The organism is Pseudomonas sp. TMP9 (assembly GCF_037943105.1).
Classification (GTDB): domain Bacteria; phylum Pseudomonadota; class Gammaproteobacteria; order Pseudomonadales; family Pseudomonadaceae; genus Aquipseudomonas.
Genome location: NZ_CP149803.1, coordinates 1,532,008 through 1,549,288 on the forward strand (window position 1 = coordinate 1,532,008; position 17,281 = coordinate 1,549,288).

The following is a 17,281-nucleotide window of genomic DNA, read 5'->3' on the forward strand; positions in this document are numbered from 1 at the left end:
TAATCCTTGAAAACGCGGGCATCTAAAATTCTAGCTGCGCACTGACAGAAACCATGCGGCGCTGGTCATACAAATTCTCGCGCCAGGTTAGCGCTTCATCATCCAGGCGCTGTTGCATCATTAGCGCCAGTTCCAGATCGCTTTTGCCAAAGTTGAAGCGCTTGGCAATGCGCAAATCGGCGCGCTCGAAGCGACGTTGATTTAGTAAGTCGGCGCCGTAATAGAACAGGCTGCTCGACCAGCCGTCACCCCAGTCACGCAGATAGCCGGCGGAGCCGCTGTAGCGTGCGGTTAGGCGCCGGTAGGATTTTTCTGATGTTTCGAAATCGACATAAGCATAGGTTAGGCGCAAACGGTCTGAAGCGGTGAAGGCCCAGTCGATTTCGGTTTCTGCGCCGCGAAACCACATGTAGTTGTCATTGTTTTGCACGAATTCGGTGATATCCAGCGGTTCGGCGATTAAGCGGTGTATTTCTTCGTTAAACAGTTTGATATCGATCTGCAGGCCGAAATCGAACTGGCCGTTATAGCCAATTTCCCGCGAGCGCATGATTTCTTGCTGCAGGTTGCCGGGCCCTTGTGCGGTGGCGTAGTAATAGGCCGAATCTCGACCGTTGAGGTTTGGGTTGAGATTTTCTATGAGATACGACCAGTTAACGTTGTTCTCCTGCATGTCTGGCGAGCGTACCGCTTCGGAATAGACAAAACGTATGCCGTGGCGCGGGGTAATCAGGTAATTGAGGGCAATGCGCGAGGTCAGTGAGTCCCCGCTCAGCGTATCCGTCTCAAACATGCTGCCGCCCTGCAGGACGAAGTGCTCACTCAGGTGCCATTCCAGGTGGCCAAACACGCGCCACACTTCGTTTTGCAGGCCACCTTGGAAGTAGGTTTGTGAGTCGGCTGTATCTTTGCGGTAGCTCATACCGCTGAGCAGGCGCAGGTCGTCGCTGAGGCTGAGGGTGTCCTGCAGCTCAAGGTCATAGCGAGTTTCATTGATGTTGTTGTTGATGTCGCCACACACTGCTGCCTGCAACGCGCCTCCATTTTTGTAGAAATTCTCACCGATGGCGAAGGCCAGTGGCCCGGCTGATAAGGGTATTGCTTTACGCTGCCTGAGGAGGCGGGCGACCGAATCAAGCAATTTCGGGTCGAGTTGCTGCAGGGCACTGACTTCCGGGGTAAAAGAAAGCGCCAGATCGCAGGTACGCCATTCCTGAACCCTTTCCCAGCGCTGCGCATAGGCCTGCACTTGCAGGTTGTGGGCGCTACTGGTGTCAAGGCTCCAACGCATTGAGGCAGAGTAATCGCGGGCCTTAATGTCTTTGTTAGTGTCGCCTACTGGAACCACGTCCCTGACCAGTGCTTCTTCGTTGGAATAGAAGTTTTTTTGGTTGCTGCCTTCTTTGGCGACCAGTTGCCAATCGAGTGTTTGGCTGTCATCCAGCGCATGGGTGGCGCTGAAGTGCATGCGCGTGCTGCGGCGGCTGTCGCGGTAGGAGTCTTCTATGTCGGTGCGATCAAAGCCGCTGTCTTGCTGGCCCGAGAGCGACAGGCGGAAATCACCATTACCACTGCTAAAGGCTTGGCTGCCATACCAGTCATCAATCCCACGTTGGCCGTGGGTGTATTTAAGTCGCGTGCCATGGTTGTTAGCGGGGCTGCGTGTGGTGATGCTAATCACCCCAGTCAGGGCATTGGCGCCGTAACTGACGGTGTTAGGGCCGCGAAACACTTCGATGCGCTCGATATCTTCTATGGCCAGTGGCAGGTCGACCCAGTCAACGGTGGCCAGGCCCGGTCGATACACCGAGCGCCCATCAATCAGCACCTGCATGCGCCGGGCTGTGCCTACTTGGCCGCCGTGGTAGTTGACCGTGATTTCGTTGCCTTTGACATAGCCGACCATCATGCCGGGCACTAAGCGCATTAACTCGGGGATGTCGCGCGCACCGCTGGCTTCGATCAGCGCGCGGTCAATCACCGAAACGCTGCCCGGTACGGCGGCCGGGGATTGTTTCAGGCGGGTGGCGCTGAGAATTTCAGGCAACGGTTGGTCTAAGCCGAATAAGTCTTCAGCCATTACCAGCGGTGGTACCAGAAGAGACAGGGCACTGATCAGGTGCACCAGTGGAGGCGTTTTGGCCATGCGAACGCTCGAGTTTGTTTGCCGATTTGCAGCATGGTAACTGAGGCTTCTGGCTTTTGCAGTGGCTGATAGTCGTGGCTTAAATTGGTCGCACGGGCTCAGCGCCGTATAATGCGCGCCAGCAAGAACTCAAATGGCCACTACGGATGCGTTATGACTGATCAGCACCCCATCGCAGTGCTTGGCGGCGGTAGCTTCGGCACTGCAATTGCTAATTTGTTGGCTGAAAATGGCCAGCACGTTCTGCACTGGATGCGCGACCCTCAGCAGGCAGAGGCGATCCGGCAGAACCGGGAAAACCCGCGTTACCTTAAAGGTATCAAGGTTCACCTCGGCGTTGAGCCGCTGACTGATCTGGCGGCGGCGCTTGATGCGTGTCAGCTTATTTTTGTGGCGCTGCCCTCCAGCGCGCTGCGTCAGGTGTTGCAGCCGGTGGCGGCGCAGCTGGCCGGCAAGCTGCTGGTCAGCACCACCAAGGGCATCGAGGCGCAGAGTTTTCTGTTGATGAGCCAGATTCTGCAGAACATTGCTCCGCAAGCCCGTATCGGTGTGCTCTCAGGGCCAAACTTAGCCCGTGAGGTGGCCGAGCACGCGCTGACCGCCTCGGTGGTGGCCAGTGAGGACGAAGACCTCTGCCAGCAAGTGCAAGCAGCGCTGCATGGCCGCACCTTTCGCGTGTATGCCAGCGCAGACCGTTTTGGTGTTGAGTTGGGCGGTGCGTTGAAAAACGTGTATGCGATTATCGCCGGCATGGCGGCGGCCATGGGCATGGGCGAAAACACCAAAAGCATGCTGATTACTCGAGCCTTAGCCGAGATGACCCGCTTCGCCGTCAAGCTCGGCGCTAACCCCATGACCTTCCTCGGCTTGGCCGGCGTGGGCGACTTGATCGTTACATGCTCCTCGGCCAAAAGTCGTAATTACCAAGTTGGCTTTGCCCTCGGCGAAGGCTTGAGCCTTAAAGATGCCGTTGAGCGTTTGGGCGAGGTGGCGGAAGGGGTGAACACCATCAAGGTGTTAAAAGCTAAAGCCGAGGAGTTGCAGGTCTACATGCCACTGGTGGCAGGCTTGCATGCCATCGTGTTTGAAGGGCGCACGCTGGATCAGGTGATTGGAGCGCTGATGAATGCAGAGGCAAAAACCGACGTTGATTTTATTCCCACCAGCGGTTTTTGAAATTTATCGTTAAGGGCTGTTAAGGAGATGAACATGACTAATGACAATCGACACCTGCAGCGCGAATCGATGTTGTTGCGCATGCTGTGGATGGTGATTTACACCATCGTCTGGCAACTGGCAGTTATTTTTCTGGGCGCCGTGGTGGTGCTGCAACTGGGTTATCGCTTGTTTTACGGCGCACCGAATGGCGCTTTGCTCGGGTTGGGCGACAGCTTGAGCCAGTACCTCGCGCAGATTGGTCGTTTTGGTACTTTTAACAGCGATGAAAAGCCGTGGCCGTTTGCTGATTGGCCAACCCCGCAAGCACCCCAAGGCGAAACCCCGCACAGCATTGCGCCCGCTGCTCACCCGGTGCGCGATGAAGAGCCCAAGCTGTGACACCTTCAATGGTCAGGGCCGGGCGATGAAACTGTGGCTGCTGCGCCACGGTGAAGCTGAGCCGACAGCGCGCAGTGATGCCCAGCGCAACCTAACGGCTTATGGCCGGCAACAGGTGGGTGAGGCGGCTGAGCACTTACGCGATCGCCCGGTGCAAGTGGTGCTGGTCAGCCCCTTTGTGCGTGCACAACAGACGGCGGATGTGCTTTGTGAGGCGCTGGCGTTTAGCGGTAACCGGGTCACCGTGCCTTGGCTAACGCCTGAAAGCGATCTGCGCCACACCCTGCGAGAGCTTGCAGCGTATCCGCTGCAAGAGCTCCTGCTGGTGACCCATCAGCCTCTTGTGGGGGCGCTGGCCGGGTTGTTGATACACGGACATCGGCAACAGCCGTTACCCATGGACACCGCCAGTTTGGCCTTATTGGAAGGCGACGAACTGGTCGCCGGATTGATGCATCTGTCTGTGCACCTGCACCAGACGCGCAGTTAGGCCACTACTACACACCGAAACATTTCTCCTCTTGCGGGCCGCCTTTGTGCGTGGAATAGTCCAACCAAGCAATTGCTTGGTTGGCTCCATAAAAACTACAAAGGAGGATGCCCTGTGGCTGATGAAATCCGTTTACCCCTTGATGTGTTCTATGAGCGTGAGGCTCGGCACCCCAATAAACGCTACATGGTGCAACCACTGCCGGGCGGTGAGTTGCAGGAACTGAGTTGGGCCGATGTGGGCGAGCATGCGCGCCGCGCCGCCAACTGGCTGCGTGCTCGCGAACTGCCTGCGGGCAGCCGCATCGCAATCATCTCGAAGAACTGCGCGCATTGGATTGTTGCCGATTTAGCCATTTGGATGGCCGGTCACGTATCAGTGCCGCTGTACCCCAACCTGACAGCTGAGTCGGTTGGCCAAGTGTTGCGCCATTCCGAGGCGGCACTGGTGTTTATCGGCAAGCTGGATGACTGGCCGGCCATGGCCCCGGGTGTACCTGATGAGGTGCCGACCATTGGCCTGCCCTTGCGTGCGCAAGGCGAGTTCAGTTTTGTTTGGGACGACCTGCAAGCCTGCACGCCGATTCAGGATAACCCCAAACCTAGCGCCGATCAGCTCGCCACTATCATCTACACCTCTGGCACCACAGGCACACCGAAAGGGGTGATGCACCACTTCAAAAACTTAGGTTTCGCAGCCAGCAAGGCCACCACTTTGTTCGGGGTGGGTGAGGATGACCGCGTCTTGTCCTACTTGCCGCTGTGCCATGTGGCCGAGCGCATGTTTGTCGAGTTAGCCTCGATCTACGCGGGGCAGACGATCTTCTTTGCGCAGAGCCTTGACACCTTCCTTGAAGACCTCAAGCGCGCACGGCCCACGGTCATGTTTGGCGTGCCGCGGATCTGGACCAAGTTCCAGATGGGCGTTTACAGCAAGATGCCCGCTGAGAAGCTGGATTTTCTCCTCAAGCTGCCAATCATCGGCCGCATTGTTGGTAAAAAAGTGCTGGTTGGTTTGGGCTTGGATGCCGTGCGCTATGCATTGTCCGGCGCGGCGCCGGTGCCAGAGGCCTTGCTCAATTGGTACAAGCGCCTGGGTCTGGATGTGCTTGAGGTGTATGGCATGACCGAGAACTGCGGTTACTCACATGTGTGCCGCCCGGGTAAGTTCAAGCAAGGCTGGATCGGCCAGAACAGCCCCGGTGTTGAGGTACGCATCGCCGAAGACGGCGAGGTACAGGTGCGCAGCGGTGCAACCATGCAGGGTTATTACAAAGACCCCGAAAAAACCGCGGAAACCATGACCGCCGATGGCTACCTGCGCACCGGTGACAAAGGTGAGCAAGATGCCGATGGCAATCTGCGCCTGACCGGGCGGATTAAAGAGATTTTTAAAACCAGTAAAGGCAAGTACGTCGCGCCGGCGCCGATTGAAAACCGCTTGGGCGAGCATTCGCGTATTGAGATGGTCTGTGTGGTCGGTGACGGTATGACCCAGCCCATGGCGCTGTGTGTGCTCTCTGATGTAGGCCGCAGCGAAGCTGCTAATAGCAGCCGTGTCGAGCTGGAGACCAGCTTGAAAAACCTGCTGGAGCAGGTCAACAAAAGCCTCGATAAGCATGAGCGGCTGCAACGCTTGGTGCTGGTGCAGGAGGTCTGGGCAGTGGACAACGGCTTCCTTACGCCGACCTTGAAAATCAAGCGCGCGGTGATTGAAGGCACTTATGGTGAGCGCTTCGGTGAGTGGGCTGAACGCAGCGAAGTGGTGCTTTGGCACAACTGATCGAGCCTACGGCCGGCACGCAGGTGACGGCCAGTTGTGCGCTAAAACTTAACTCGAAGGACTGACTTATGGCCGTCTGGCAGCAAACCCCAAACCTCGACCAGCTCAATGGGTTTTTAAAAAATACCATCGGCGAACAGCTGGATATTCGCTTTGAATGCTTCGATGACGAGTCGATTACCGCCAGCATGGTGGTCGACTCACGCACCCACCAACCCTATGGCCTCCTGCATGGCGGTGCATCGGTGGTGCTGGCCGAAACCCTCGGTTCAACCGCCAGCCACCTGTGCATCGACAGCAGTAAGTTCTATTGCGTCGGCCTTGAGGTCAACGCCAACCACTTGCGCGGTGTGCGCAGCGGCCGGGTAACGGCAGTGGCCAAACCCTTGCATTTAGGCCGCACTACCCATGTGTGGGATATTCGCTTGAGTGGCGAGGACGGCAAGGCCAGTTGCATCTCGCGCCTGACCATGGCCATCGTGCCGCTGGGGGAAAACGGCCCGGCGCAGCGCTGATCAAACACTCGCCGGCGTTTGCGCGCCGGCGGGCTCCCAGCGGTTTTGGCCATAGCGCCGTCATTCACCGGCTGTCTTGTCATTGCTGCATCGACAGGGCTGCCGGACAATTATCCGTAACTTCCCTGATAAGCCCGCTGCTATGACCCAGTCTGTATTCTTCGCCCATGCCAACGGCTTTCCTTCGGCTACCTACGGCAAGCTGTTCGCCGCGCTGGCCCCTGATTATCAGGTGCAGCACCTTGAGCAGCATGGTCATGATCCGCGCTTCCCGGTGAATGACAACTGGGGCAACCTGGTTGATGAATTGATTCATCACCTTGAAACCAACCCGCAACCGGTCTGGGGCGTCGGTCATTCGCTGGGCGGGGTGCTGCATTATCACGCCGCTTTGCTGCGCCCTGAGTTGTACCTCGGGGTGGTGATGCTTGACTCGCCGGTACTGACCTTTGCCGACAAAATGGTGATCCGCGCGGCCAAACGTTTTGGCTTTATCGACCGCATCACGCCTGCCGGGCGCACCTTGGGCCGGCGCGAAGAGTTTGTCGACATGGCTGAAGCGCGTGGTTACTTTGCTGCTAAAACACTGTTTCGCAGCTTCGACCCGGAGTGTTTAGACGCCTATATCCAGCATGGCTTGCAAGCAGGCACCACCAGCCTGCGCTTGCGTTTTGATCCCGCCACCGAAATCAGTATTTACCGCAGCGTCCCGCACACCAGCCCCGGCCGTGCCCAGCAACTGCAGGTGCCGTTGGCGATGGTTCGCGGTCGGCAAAGCCGGGTGGTTATGCCGCACCATGCGCATCTGGTGCGGCGCGTACCGAAAGGTGAATACCTGACGTTGCCTGGTGGCCATATGTTCCCTTTGGAGCGCCCGCAAGACACCGCAGAACTGCTGAAAAAATTGTTCCTCCGCTGGTCCGGCCAGCCCACTGATGAGCAACATGCATGAGCCTGAATTTTGAAGAGGTGCGCCTGCGCCTGCCGCACATTGAATTGGCGGCCCATCTGTATGGGCCAGAAGACGGCCTGCCGGTGATTGCACTGCACGGCTGGCTGGATAACGCCGCAAGCTTTGCCCGGCTGGCACCGTTATTACCGGGTTTGCGCATCGTCGCGTTGGATTTTGCCGGGCACGGTCACTCTGATCACCGCCCGCCAGGCGGCAGTTACGCCATTTGGGATTATGCCCACGATGTTTTACAGGTCGCTGAGCAGTTCGGCTGGCAGCGTTTTTCCTTGTTGGGCCATTCCATGGGGGCCATTGTCTCGGTGTTGCTGGCGGCGGCCATGCCTGAGCGTGTTGAGCGGCTGGCACTGATTGATGGGCTGATCCCTTACACCGGTGAGGCCAATACTGCACCGCAAAAACTGGGTGAAGCATTAACCGCACAGCTGGCCCTGGCCGGTAAAAGCAAACCGGTGTATGCCGAGTTTGACCGCGCGGTGGAGGCGCGTATGCGCGGCGTGGGTGCTGTCAGCCGTGAAGCGGCTGAATTGCTGGCTCAGCGCGGCCTTATGCCGGTCCCCGGTGGTTACACCTGGCGCACTGACAGCCGCTTAACGCTGCCATCGCCGCTGCGTTTGACCCATGACCACGCCCTGGCTTTTATCGCCGGTCTACAATGCCCGGCCAAACTGGTGATGGCGGAGCAGGGCATGTTGCTCGCGCAACCGAGCATTAACCAGCTGGTTGAGGGCGTGGCCATCGAGGTGGCTCAGCTGCCGGGCGGCCATCATTTGCACCTGGATGACGACAGCGGCGCCGCCTTGGTAGCAGACTGTTTCAAAGCATTCTTGGGCGCGGCTTGACTTGGCAAAGGCAACTGGGGAAAGGTGACGCGATAGCCACGGAGATTCGCATGATTGACCTGTATACCGCCGCCACCCCAAACGGCCATAAAGCGTCCATCGCTCTAGAAGAAATGCAGCTGCCCTATAACGTGCAGGCATTGAGTTTCGACAAGCAAGAGCAGAAATCAGCAGCCTTTCTCGCCATCAACCCCAATGGCCGTATCCCGGCGATTGTTGATCGTGATAACGATGATTTCGCGGTGTTTGAGTCCGGTGCCATTCTGATGTACCTGGCCGAAAAAACCGGGCAACTGCTGCCCACAGACGGCAAAGGCCGCTCGCGGGTGATCCAGTGGCTGATGTTTCAAATGGGTGGTGTTGGCCCGATGCAAGGTCAAGCCAATGTGTTTTTCCGCTATTTTCCGGAAAAACTCCAAGGCCCAATCGATCGCTACCAGCGCGAAACTCGGCGTCTATATGAAGTGCTTGATAGCCGTTTGGGCCAAGCGCAGTACCTCGCCGATGATTACAGCATCGCCGATATCGCCACCTACCCTTGGGTGCGTATTCACGATTGGGCTGGCGTTTCGGTCGAAGGGCTGGAGCACTTGCAGCGCTGGATGAATGAGCTGTCGGTCCGACCGGCAGTGCAGCGCGGCTTGTTAGTACCGCAGCGTGAAGAAGACGGCGAAAAAATCGTCAAGGCTGCCCAGTCGATGTTGATCAAATGAGTCGCTTTAACCGCTTCGTCCTCGGCTTAAGCGTGATGCTGGTCAGCGCGGCTGCTTTAGCTGACGTTGCCGGCAGCCAAGATCTTGAAGTGCTGCCGCGTTTTGCTGGGAGCAAAATTGTCAGTTTTAACCAGGCGGCTGATCAGGAACGCATTTACCCGCAAGGCACGATCCGTCGCATCAGTGGCACCTTACGCTATGAGCAGGAAGTGGCCACACGCGGCCAATTTACCGCCGTAACCTATGAATTGCCGCGCACCCATACCGCCGATGAGGCGTTCGCCTATGCTCGCGCCGCTTTGCAAAGCCAAGATGCTGAGCTGCTGTATTGGTGCGTAGGCCGTGAGTGTGGGTCGAGCAGCCTGTGGGCAAACGCCGTGTTTAATAACGCCACGCTGATGGGTTCCGACAACCAGCAAACCTACGCACTGATGCGTCTGGCCGCGCCGCGTCAGGACAGTTTGGTCGCGCTGTACAGCATCACCCGTGGCAATAAACGCGCCTACCTGCATGCCGAGTTGTTAACGGCGAATGCGGCCTTGGGTGAGGTGTTGCCGACACCGGCCACGTTGCAGCGGCAGCTGAAAAGCACGGGTGAACTGCGCCTTGTAGAGCAGGTCGAACCGAGCACGGCTTGGGTTGAGCTGATGGCGCGTAGCCTTAAACTCGACAGCACGTTGCGTGTCATTATCAGTGGTGCGCAGGCTGAAGCGTGGCGTGAGGCGCTGGTTGCACAACGTATACGCGCCAGTCGTTTGGAGCTGGGTGAGCCTGATGTGAAAGGTGTGCAACTCACCGTGCTGCGCTAATACGTCTGCGGCGTTTCGCTAAGCGTTATCAATTATCCGGCTCTGCCCTTTATGGCAGAGCCGTTTTCGTTTTGCAGGGAGCTGGGTGAATGGCCAATAACGATCGGCTGCTGGTGCAGATACTGCTTCTGGTTTTGTTGGGCGCAAGCCTGTGGGTGCTGGCGCCGTTTTGGTCGGCGCTGTTTTGGGCTGCAGTGCTGTCCTTTGCCAGTTGGCCGGTGATGCGCGTACTGACACGTCTGCTTGGCGGCCGCCAATCGCTGGCTGCTGGTTTACTGACACTGGTGTGGACCGTGCTGGTGGCGGTGCCGCTGGTGATGCTGGGCTTTAACTTGGCCGATCACATCAAGGACTTTACCGAGCTGCTTAAGGGCTTCCAGGTTGAAGGTTTTCCGCCAGCGCCCACCTGGCTGGCTGACGTACCGCTGATTGGCGAACGTTTGATGGGCTTTTGGTTAACGATTGATCAACAAGGCTCAGCATTTTTTGCCACGGTGCAGCCGTATCTTGGCCAAGTCGGCAACTGGTTACTGCTACGCAGCGCGCAGATTGGTGGGGGCATGCTGGAGCTGGCGTTGAGCTTGATTCTGGTGTTCTTTTTTTACCGTGATGGGCCGCGCTTAGCGGCTTTTGCGCAAAGCCTGTTGCAGCGTTTGATCGGTTCGCGCGCCGACCATTACCTGGAGTTAGTCGCCGGTACAGTGCAGCGCGTGGTCAACGGGGTGATCGGTACTGCCGCCGCGCAAGCCATCCTCGCCTGGATCGGTTTCACCATCGCTGGAGTGCCGGGCGCTCTGGTGTTGGGTATTTTGACCTTTGGTTTTAGTTTGATCATGGTGCCGCCACTGATCTGGGGCCCTGCTGTGGCTTGGTTGTTTTGGCAAGGCGAAGTCGGCATGGGTATCTTCCTGCTGATTTGGGGTGTTTTTGTGATCAGCGGAGTCGATAACATCCTCAAGCCTTACCTGATCAGCCGTGGCGGAAACCTGCCATTGATCGTGGTGTTGCTGGGGGTGTTTGGCGGCATTTTGGCATTCGGTTTTATGGGGTTGTTCCTCGGCCCAACCTTGTTGGCGGTGGCCTATAGCCTGCTGAGTGACTGGGTTGAGATTCCCAGCAAAAGCACGCTGGTCAGCAGCGCCGAGCCAGCAGAAAAGCCGTACAGCTGATGATCTAGGTCACGTGTGGGTATTCGAAATGCTTGGGTGCAGGCTTAGCGCGGCGAGCATCACCACGTCTAGGGGTTGCCCGGAGAGTTAATACGGCCAAACGCGCTTTGCAGCTCGCGTCTGGCCGTTTTGTTTAGTTGCTGCCAGAGCCCACTTGTTGAGAGGCTCTAACGCTCACCGCGCTCGTACTTGTCGAGGGTGTCACTGGCGATCTGGCGGCCGAGCATGATCAGCTCTGGGGCTTTGTAGAATTCAAAAAAACGGCACACCCGCTTGGGCACGTTGATCAGAATATCCGGCGGATAGCCGGCGATCTTGTACTGCGCCAACGAGGTTTGCATCACCTCAAAGCTTTGGTTGATCAATTCCAGTAACGAGGCCGGACCACTGAGGTCGGCCACTCGCGAGCCACTGGCGGATTTTGGCGCAGCGGGTTTACCTAAGCTGCCGCGCGCGTTCTGTTGCCAAGGGTTCATGGCTTCGGCTTGCAGTGGGCTGCTGTTGTCATCGAGCAACAGCAGTTCATCGTCGTCACCGGTTTTGCGTTTGAACGAGGGCATGCGTGAGCCAAGGGTGCTCATCATCTGGTCGAAACGCCCCTTCAGCGCAGGTGTTCGTTCGATGATCGGCAGCTCATAATGCTGCTGATGGGTTGAGTTGAGGTTGACCGCGACAATTAAATCGCAGTGGCTGGACACCACCGGCACGATAGGCAGCGGGTTAAGCAAGCTGCCGTCGACCAGCATGCGGTTACCTTGGATCACCGGGGTAAACAGGCTGGGAATGGCTGCTGACGCGCGCATGGCCTGATGCAGGCAGCCTTCCTGAAACCAGATTTCTTGCTGGTTGGTGAGGTCGGTGGCCACAGCGGTAAAGGGGATTGATAGGTTTTCAATGTCAATCTCACCGACCATTTCACGAATCTTGCCGAAGACCTTCTCACCGCGAATCGCGCCTAAGTGAAAGCTCACATCCAGCAGGCGCAATACGTCGAGATAATCCAGGCTCTGCGTCCATTCACTGTATTCCTTGAGCTTGCCCGCGGCATAAATCCCGCCCACCACCGCGCCCATGGAACAACCTGCAATGCAGGCAATTTCATAACCACGGGCTTCCAGCTCTTCGATCACCCCGATGTGCGCATAACCCCGCGCGCCACCAGAACCCAGTACCAGCGCAATGCGCTTACCCATGCGGATGTTCTCCATCATTTGTCGTGTCGTCATTCATGCGGCGAACATACGCGCGCTCGGCCGCCCCGCCAAGGCGCGATTTACTAGCATCCACGCCTTTGCAGCCTACTGCGCGACGGCTTAGGGCGTTGCACTTTTATTAGGTTTGCGCGTCATAGTGGCGGTGGTGTTGTCCTGTGATTAGCCGTCATGCGCGGCCTGATCACTCATTAATCGTGTGTTTAACCTATGGAGTGAGCAGATGAAACTGTGGATCGCCTTACCTTTGGTGCTGTTGGTGCTCAGCGGTTGTGCGGGTAAAACCGCCTATCGAAACAGCTGCGCCAACCAATCAGACGCCGCTTGGCGCGAGCTGGACTTGGCCAAAGCCGAGGGGTTTACCGGTACGGTAAGTTACTCCAAAGCCTTGTCGCTGCTGACGGCGGCGAAAACCCAGCAGCAGTTTGAGGCCTACAAGGGTTGTACGGCGAAGTCTGAGCGTGCACGCTTTTATATCCGTGAATCGCGAGCAGGCCGCTAATGCAACTGGATTTCAGCACCCTCGAACCGCTTGAGCGCTACCGTTGGCTGGCCTCAACCATCACCCCACGCCCGATTGCCTGGGTTTCAACCCTGTCGGCAGATGGGGTCAGTAACCTCGCACCGTTTAGCTTTTTCACCGTGATCAGCGATGACCCGGCGACCTTGCTGGTTAACGTCAATCACCGCGCTGATGGCAGCTTCAAGGACACTTTGCTCAATGTGCAAGCCACCGGCGAACTGGTTATCCAGCTGGTGTCTTTTGAGCAGGCTGACGCGATGAATGCAAGCGCCGCCGTGCTGCCTTACGGCATCAGCGAGTTTGCGCAGTGCGGTATTGCCAGCGTGCCATCAGTGCAGGTTAAGCCGCCTCGCGTGGCAGCGGCGAGCGTGGCGTTTGAGTGCCGGTTGATCGAGGCTAAGCCTTACCCGCCGACAGCCTCCAACTGCCACTTGCTGTTTGTTGAAGTGCTGCTGGCCCATATCGACCCGTACGTGCTCAATGATAAGGGGCGAGTCGATGCCGGCAAGCTCGATCTGATTGGGCGTTTAGGCGGCGCATCCTATACCCGCACCACTGATCGTTTTGATTTGCGTCGGCCCTCTTGAGTTATTGGCCGCACAAGTTCGTCAGCAAAAGTTTCTGGCCGCTATGCCGTGGCAACGCCGCGCAGTAGCATCGCCGCTCAGGCTTTGAAGGAGTGATACATGCGCGTCAAATTGGAAGCGGTGCTGCAGACGGTCAATCAAGTGCTCCTGGGTAAGGAGCCGCAGGTGCGTCTGGCGCTGACCTGCCTCTTAGCCCAGGGTCATTTGTTGATTGAAGACTTACCGGGCATGGGCAAAACCACCCTTAGCCATGCGTTGGCCAAAGTGCTGGGCTTAAGCTTTCAGCGTATCCAATTCACCTCCGATTTGTTACCCGGCGATATTCTCGGCACCTCGGTATTCGATAAAGACAGCGGGCAGTTTGTCTTCCATCCGGGACCGATCTTTGCTGAATTAGTGCTGGCTGATGAGATCAACCGCGCCACGCCGAAAAGCCAGAGTGCGCTGCTCGAAGCCATGGAAGAGGGCCAGGTGACTATCGAGGGCGCAACCCGGCCGCTGCCTGAACCCTTCTTTGTCATCGCCACACAAAACCCGGTGAGTCAGGGCGGTACCTTCGCGTTGCCCGAGTCGCAACTGGACCGTTTTCTCATGCGTCTGTCGCTCGGTTATCCCGGTAAAGCGGCGGAAAAAGCCTTGCTGCTGGGTGATTCGCGGCGCTCGTTGCTACCCACTCTGCCGGCATTGCTGGATCACGCTGAACTCGCGCTTATTCAAGCCGAAGTGCCGAAAGTGCGCGCCAGCGATGCGCTCATCGACTATGTGCTGCGCTTGGTTGATGCCACCCGCACCCAGCCGCAGTTCGCTTGGGGCCTTTCGCCACGGGCCAGCCTGGCATTGCTGGCTGCCGCGCGGGCATGGGCGTTTCTGGCTGGGCGTGATTATGTGATCCCGGAAGACGTGCAGGCTGTGCTGCCCTCGGTGGTTGGTCATCGCTTGCGCGAGCGTGCCGACCCGGCTGGGCATGGCGCGGGCAGCTTGGTGCAGTGGTTGCTGCGTGAGGTGCCAGCGCTTTGATCGCTCAGTTAAGGCCGCGCTGGAACCGCTGGTTGTCTCGGCGCATCCCGCCGGCTGCCAGCGTGCGGCTTAACCAACGGCGCATTTTTATCATCCCCAGTCGAGTCGGTGCGGCTTTTATGCTGGCGCTGCTGTTGATGCTGCTGGCAGCGATCAATTATCAAAATAGCTTGGCCTATGGCCTGACCTTCCTCTTGGCCTCGGTGTTTGTGGTCGCCATTCTGCATACCTACCGCAACCTTGCTGGTTTGATTCTTAAGGCTGGCAGTTCGCCGGCAGTGTTTGTTGGCGAGCCCGCCGGTTTTCGCGTGCGCCTAGAAAGCAGCCAGCGGCCCCATCAAGCGGTCAGCCTGGGTTGGCCTGTGGCTGAGATGCAGGTTCAGGATGTGCCCGCACAGGGCGTTAGTGAGTGCCAGTTGAACCTGCCGGCTATCCAGCGTGGCTGGCTACGGCCAGGCCGGCTGCGGGTTGAGAGCCGCTTCCCACTGGGTATTTTAGTGGCCTGGAGCTGGGTGGATTTAGAGCAGCAAGTACTGGTTTACCCGCGACCTTTACCCGGTGATCTGCCGCTGTCCGCCGGGAGCAGTGATGATCAAGACGAGCAGGGCAGCCGGCCTCATGGGCAAGGGGTCGATGATTACCAAGGGCTGAAGGCGTACCAGCCGGGCGACTCCAAACGGCGTCTGCACTGGAAGGCCTATTCCCGGGGTCAAGGGCTGCTGGTCAAAGATTTTGCTGCAATCACCGGGCGAGACGTGCAACTGGATTTCGAGGCTTTAGCCGGTGATGCAGAGATGCGCCTGTCGCTGCTCTGCCACTGGGTGTTGCAACTCAGCGAACGCCAGCAGGCCTTTGCCCTGAGCTTGCCCGGCCAACTGCTCAGCGCCGACAGTGGTGAGTTGCACCGCGATGCCTGTCTGCGCGCTCTGGCCTTGTTCGGTCGCGGGCCATGAGCCGGATAGGCTCAATCCCACGGGTCAGCCTGACGTGGCTGCTGGTGGCGCAGGTGTTGGTGATCATCCCGCACCTGACGCATCTACCGTTATGGATTATTGGCCTGTGGCTGGGCAGTGCAGCCTGGCGTATTCAGATCTTCCGTATGCGCGCACGCTACCCGAATGCTTGGGTCAAGGGTGCGTTGATGCTGGCAGCGGCGGTTGGGGTATTTCTCTCGCGCGGCAGCTTGGTGGGCTTAGACGCCGGCGTGGTGCTGCTGATCGCCGCTTTTGTGCTGAAGTTGCTGGAAATGCGCACGCGGCGTGATGCCTTGGTGCTGGTTTTCCTCGGCTTTTTTGTGGTGGTCACCGCTTACCTGTTCGATGACAGCATGCTGATGGCGTTTTACAGCCTACTGCCCGTGACAGCCTTGCTTGCAGCATTGATTGGCCTGCAGCAAAGCAGCCTGGCCAACCAGCCGTGGCCAACCGCGCGTTTGGCCGCGAGCATGCTCCTGCAAGCGCTGCCGGTGATGTTGCTGTTGTTTGTATTTTTTCCGCGTATGGGTCCGCTGTGGTCATTACCCGTGCCCAACGACAAAGCCACTACGGGCCTGTCGAACAGCATGACACCGGCTGACGTCGCTGATCTCAGCCGCTCAGCGGCCTTGGCTTTTCGCGCCAGTTTCAGCGGTGACACGCCGCCGCGCAGCGAGTTGTATTGGCGTGCGCTGACTCTTGATCAATTCGATGGGCGGCGTTGGTCACAATCTGATTACGCCGAGTTTGCGCCTGGCGCGCAGTGGCAAAAGCAGGGTGAAGCGCTGAGCTACAGCATCGTTATGCAGCCCAGCTCACAGCGCTGGCTGTTTGCCCTGGATGTGGCCGAAACCACGCTGGAGCAGACTCGGCAAATGAGTGACTTTCGTCTGCAACGGCGCCAGCCGGTGGACCGCTCGTTGATCTATCAGGTTACCTCCTGGCCGCAGGCGTTGCGTGAGCTGCAGCCGAGTCAGCAAACATTGCGCCGTGCGTTACAACTGCCGGAACAAGGCGAGCCGCGCAGCCGTGCTTGGGCTGCACAGCTCAAGCGCGACTACCCTCAGCCTGAGCAACTGGTGCAGGCGCTGCTGAGCCATTTCAACCGCGAGCCTTATGCCTACACCCTGCGTCCGCCAACGCTGGGGGTGAACAATATTGATGATTTCCTCTTTGAAACGCGTAGCGGTTTCTGCGCCCATTACGCTGGGGCCATGACCTATGTGCTGCGCGCTGCCGGCATCCCAGCGCGGGTGGTGGCAGGGTATCAGGGCGGTGAATTCAATCCGTCGGGCAACTACGTGCAGGTGCGGCAGTTTGATGCGCATGCCTGGGTTGAGTATTGGCAAGCGGGGCAGGGCTGGGTCAGCGTCGATCCCACATTTCAGGTTGCGCCCGAGCGCATCGACATGGGCTTGGAAGAGGCCTTGGCGGGGGAGCAGAGCTTTCTCGAAGATTCCCCCTTTTCACCGCTGCGCTACCGCAACCTCAGTTGGCTAAATGAACTGCGCCTGGCCTGGGACAACGTTAATTACGGCTGGCAGCGCTGGGTACTCGGCTACCAGAGCCAGCAGCAGTTGGAGTTTCTCCAGCGCTGGCTGGGGCAGGTCGATGCTAAGTCGCTGGTGGCAGGCTTAGTCGGCGGTGGTGGCGTGCTACTGGGTCTGCTTGCGCTCTGGCTGTTCAAACCCTGGCAGCGCGAACGTGATGTGCAGCAGCGTCTGTTCCGCCGTTTCGAGGGGTTGTTAACGCGCCATGGCGTGCCTCGTGCGCCCGGCGAAGGGCCGCGTGATTATGCGGCGCGGGCAGGCCTGCTACTGCCTGCGCAAGCACAAGCGATTACTGATTTTGCTACGGCCTTTGAAGCGCAACGTTATGCCGGGCAGGCACCGTCGGCAGCCGTGTTGCGTCAGCATTTAATAACGCTACGGCGGGCACTGCCGTGGCGCTTTACCCGCTTGGAGTTGTAGCGACTA

General features: G+C 58.2%; 17 protein-coding genes. 15 read left to right on the top strand and 2 right to left on the bottom strand.

What is annotated here, in order from left to right:
• Positions 1–22: 22 nt before the first annotated feature.
• The gene (locus tag WF513_RS07345; protein WP_339082855.1) at positions 23–2,146 is read right to left on the bottom strand and encodes a TonB-dependent receptor; all 2,124 of its coding nucleotides are present in this window, start codon (positions 2,144–2,146) and stop codon (positions 23–25) included.
• Between the two features lie 153 nt (positions 2,147–2,299).
• On the opposite strand from WF513_RS07345, the gene WF513_RS07350 reads away from it, so the two are divergent.
• The 10 genes from WF513_RS07350 to WF513_RS07395 all read left to right on the top strand — a co-directional run bounded on the left by WF513_RS07350 (position 2,300) and on the right by WF513_RS07395 (position 10,993).
• A complete protein-coding gene (locus WF513_RS07350) occupies positions 2,300–3,322 on the top strand; it encodes an NAD(P)H-dependent glycerol-3-phosphate dehydrogenase (protein ID WP_339082857.1) in 1,023 nt (340 codons plus the stop codon).
• A 33-nt stretch (positions 3,323–3,355) separates the two neighbouring features.
• Entirely contained in the window at positions 3,356–3,703 is a 348-nt protein-coding gene (locus WF513_RS07355) for a DUF4389 domain-containing protein (RefSeq protein ID WP_339082859.1), read from the top strand.
• 25 nt (positions 3,704–3,728) lie between these two features.
• Positions 3,729–4,193 carry a phosphohistidine phosphatase SixA gene (gene sixA / locus WF513_RS07360; RefSeq protein WP_339083469.1) on the top strand — a complete coding sequence of 155 codons (465 nt, stop codon included), beginning with the start codon at positions 3,729–3,731 and terminating at the stop codon, positions 4,191–4,193.
• Positions 4,194–4,379: 186 nt separating this feature from the next.
• The gene (locus WF513_RS07365; RefSeq protein ID WP_339083472.1) at positions 4,380–5,975 is read left to right on the top strand and encodes an AMP-binding protein; all 1,596 of its coding nucleotides are present in this window, start codon (positions 4,380–4,382) and stop codon (positions 5,973–5,975) included.
• 68 nt (positions 5,976–6,043) lie between these two features.
• The gene (locus WF513_RS07370; protein WP_339082861.1) at positions 6,044–6,490 is read left to right on the top strand and encodes a hotdog fold thioesterase; all 447 of its coding nucleotides are present in this window, start codon (positions 6,044–6,046) and stop codon (positions 6,488–6,490) included.
• 142 nt (positions 6,491–6,632) lie between these two features.
• On the top strand, positions 6,633–7,442 hold the full coding sequence (locus WF513_RS07375) for an alpha/beta hydrolase (protein ID WP_339082862.1): 810 nt from the start codon (positions 6,633–6,635) through the stop codon (positions 7,440–7,442).
• Positions 7,439–8,302, top strand: coding sequence for an alpha/beta fold hydrolase (locus WF513_RS07380; RefSeq protein ID WP_339082864.1), 864 nt, complete (start codon positions 7,439–7,441; stop codon positions 8,300–8,302). Before WF513_RS07375 ends, WF513_RS07380 begins: the two co-directional genes overlap by 4 nt.
• 50 nt (positions 8,303–8,352) lie before the next feature.
• On the top strand, positions 8,353–9,015 hold the full coding sequence (locus WF513_RS07385; RefSeq protein ID WP_339082866.1) for a glutathione S-transferase N-terminal domain-containing protein: 663 nt from the start codon (positions 8,353–8,355) through the stop codon (positions 9,013–9,015).
• Complete coding sequence (locus WF513_RS07390) at positions 9,012–9,824, top strand: DUF4892 domain-containing protein (RefSeq protein ID WP_339082868.1); 813 nt, start codon at positions 9,012–9,014, stop codon at positions 9,822–9,824. The genes WF513_RS07385 and WF513_RS07390 overlap by 4 nt, the downstream gene beginning before the upstream one ends.
• 89 nt (positions 9,825–9,913) lie before the next feature.
• A complete protein-coding gene (locus WF513_RS07395; protein WP_339082870.1) occupies positions 9,914–10,993 on the top strand; it encodes an AI-2E family transporter in 1,080 nt (359 codons plus the stop codon).
• Between the two features lie 167 nt (positions 10,994–11,160).
• On the opposite strand, the gene WF513_RS07400 is transcribed toward WF513_RS07395, so the two are convergent.
• The gene (locus WF513_RS07400) at positions 11,161–12,186 is read right to left on the bottom strand and encodes a patatin-like phospholipase family protein (protein ID WP_339083474.1); all 1,026 of its coding nucleotides are present in this window, start codon (positions 12,184–12,186) and stop codon (positions 11,161–11,163) included.
• Between the two features lie 241 nt (positions 12,187–12,427).
• Between WF513_RS07400 and WF513_RS07405 the strand changes: the two genes are divergently transcribed.
• From WF513_RS07405 to WF513_RS07425, 5 genes are all read left to right on the top strand, one after another.
• Positions 12,428–12,706, top strand: a complete 279-nt coding sequence (locus WF513_RS07405; protein WP_339082872.1) for a hypothetical protein — start codon at positions 12,428–12,430, stop codon at positions 12,704–12,706.
• A complete protein-coding gene (locus WF513_RS07410) occupies positions 12,706–13,314 on the top strand; it encodes a flavin reductase family protein (protein WP_339082874.1) in 609 nt (202 codons plus the stop codon). Before WF513_RS07405 ends, WF513_RS07410 begins: the two co-directional genes overlap by 1 nt.
• A 99-nt stretch (positions 13,315–13,413) precedes the next feature.
• Entirely contained in the window at positions 13,414–14,331 is a 918-nt protein-coding gene (locus WF513_RS07415; protein WP_339082877.1) for an AAA family ATPase, read from the top strand.
• Positions 14,328–15,284, top strand: a complete 957-nt coding sequence (locus WF513_RS07420) for a DUF58 domain-containing protein (protein WP_339082879.1) — start codon at positions 14,328–14,330, stop codon at positions 15,282–15,284. Before WF513_RS07415 ends, WF513_RS07420 begins: the two co-directional genes overlap by 4 nt.
• Positions 15,281–17,275 (top strand): DUF3488 and transglutaminase-like domain-containing protein, encoded by a 1,995-nt coding sequence (locus WF513_RS07425; RefSeq protein ID WP_339082881.1) that lies wholly within the window; start codon positions 15,281–15,283, stop codon positions 17,273–17,275. The genes WF513_RS07420 and WF513_RS07425 overlap by 4 nt, the downstream gene beginning before the upstream one ends.
• Positions 17,276–17,281: the final 6 nt, after the last annotated feature.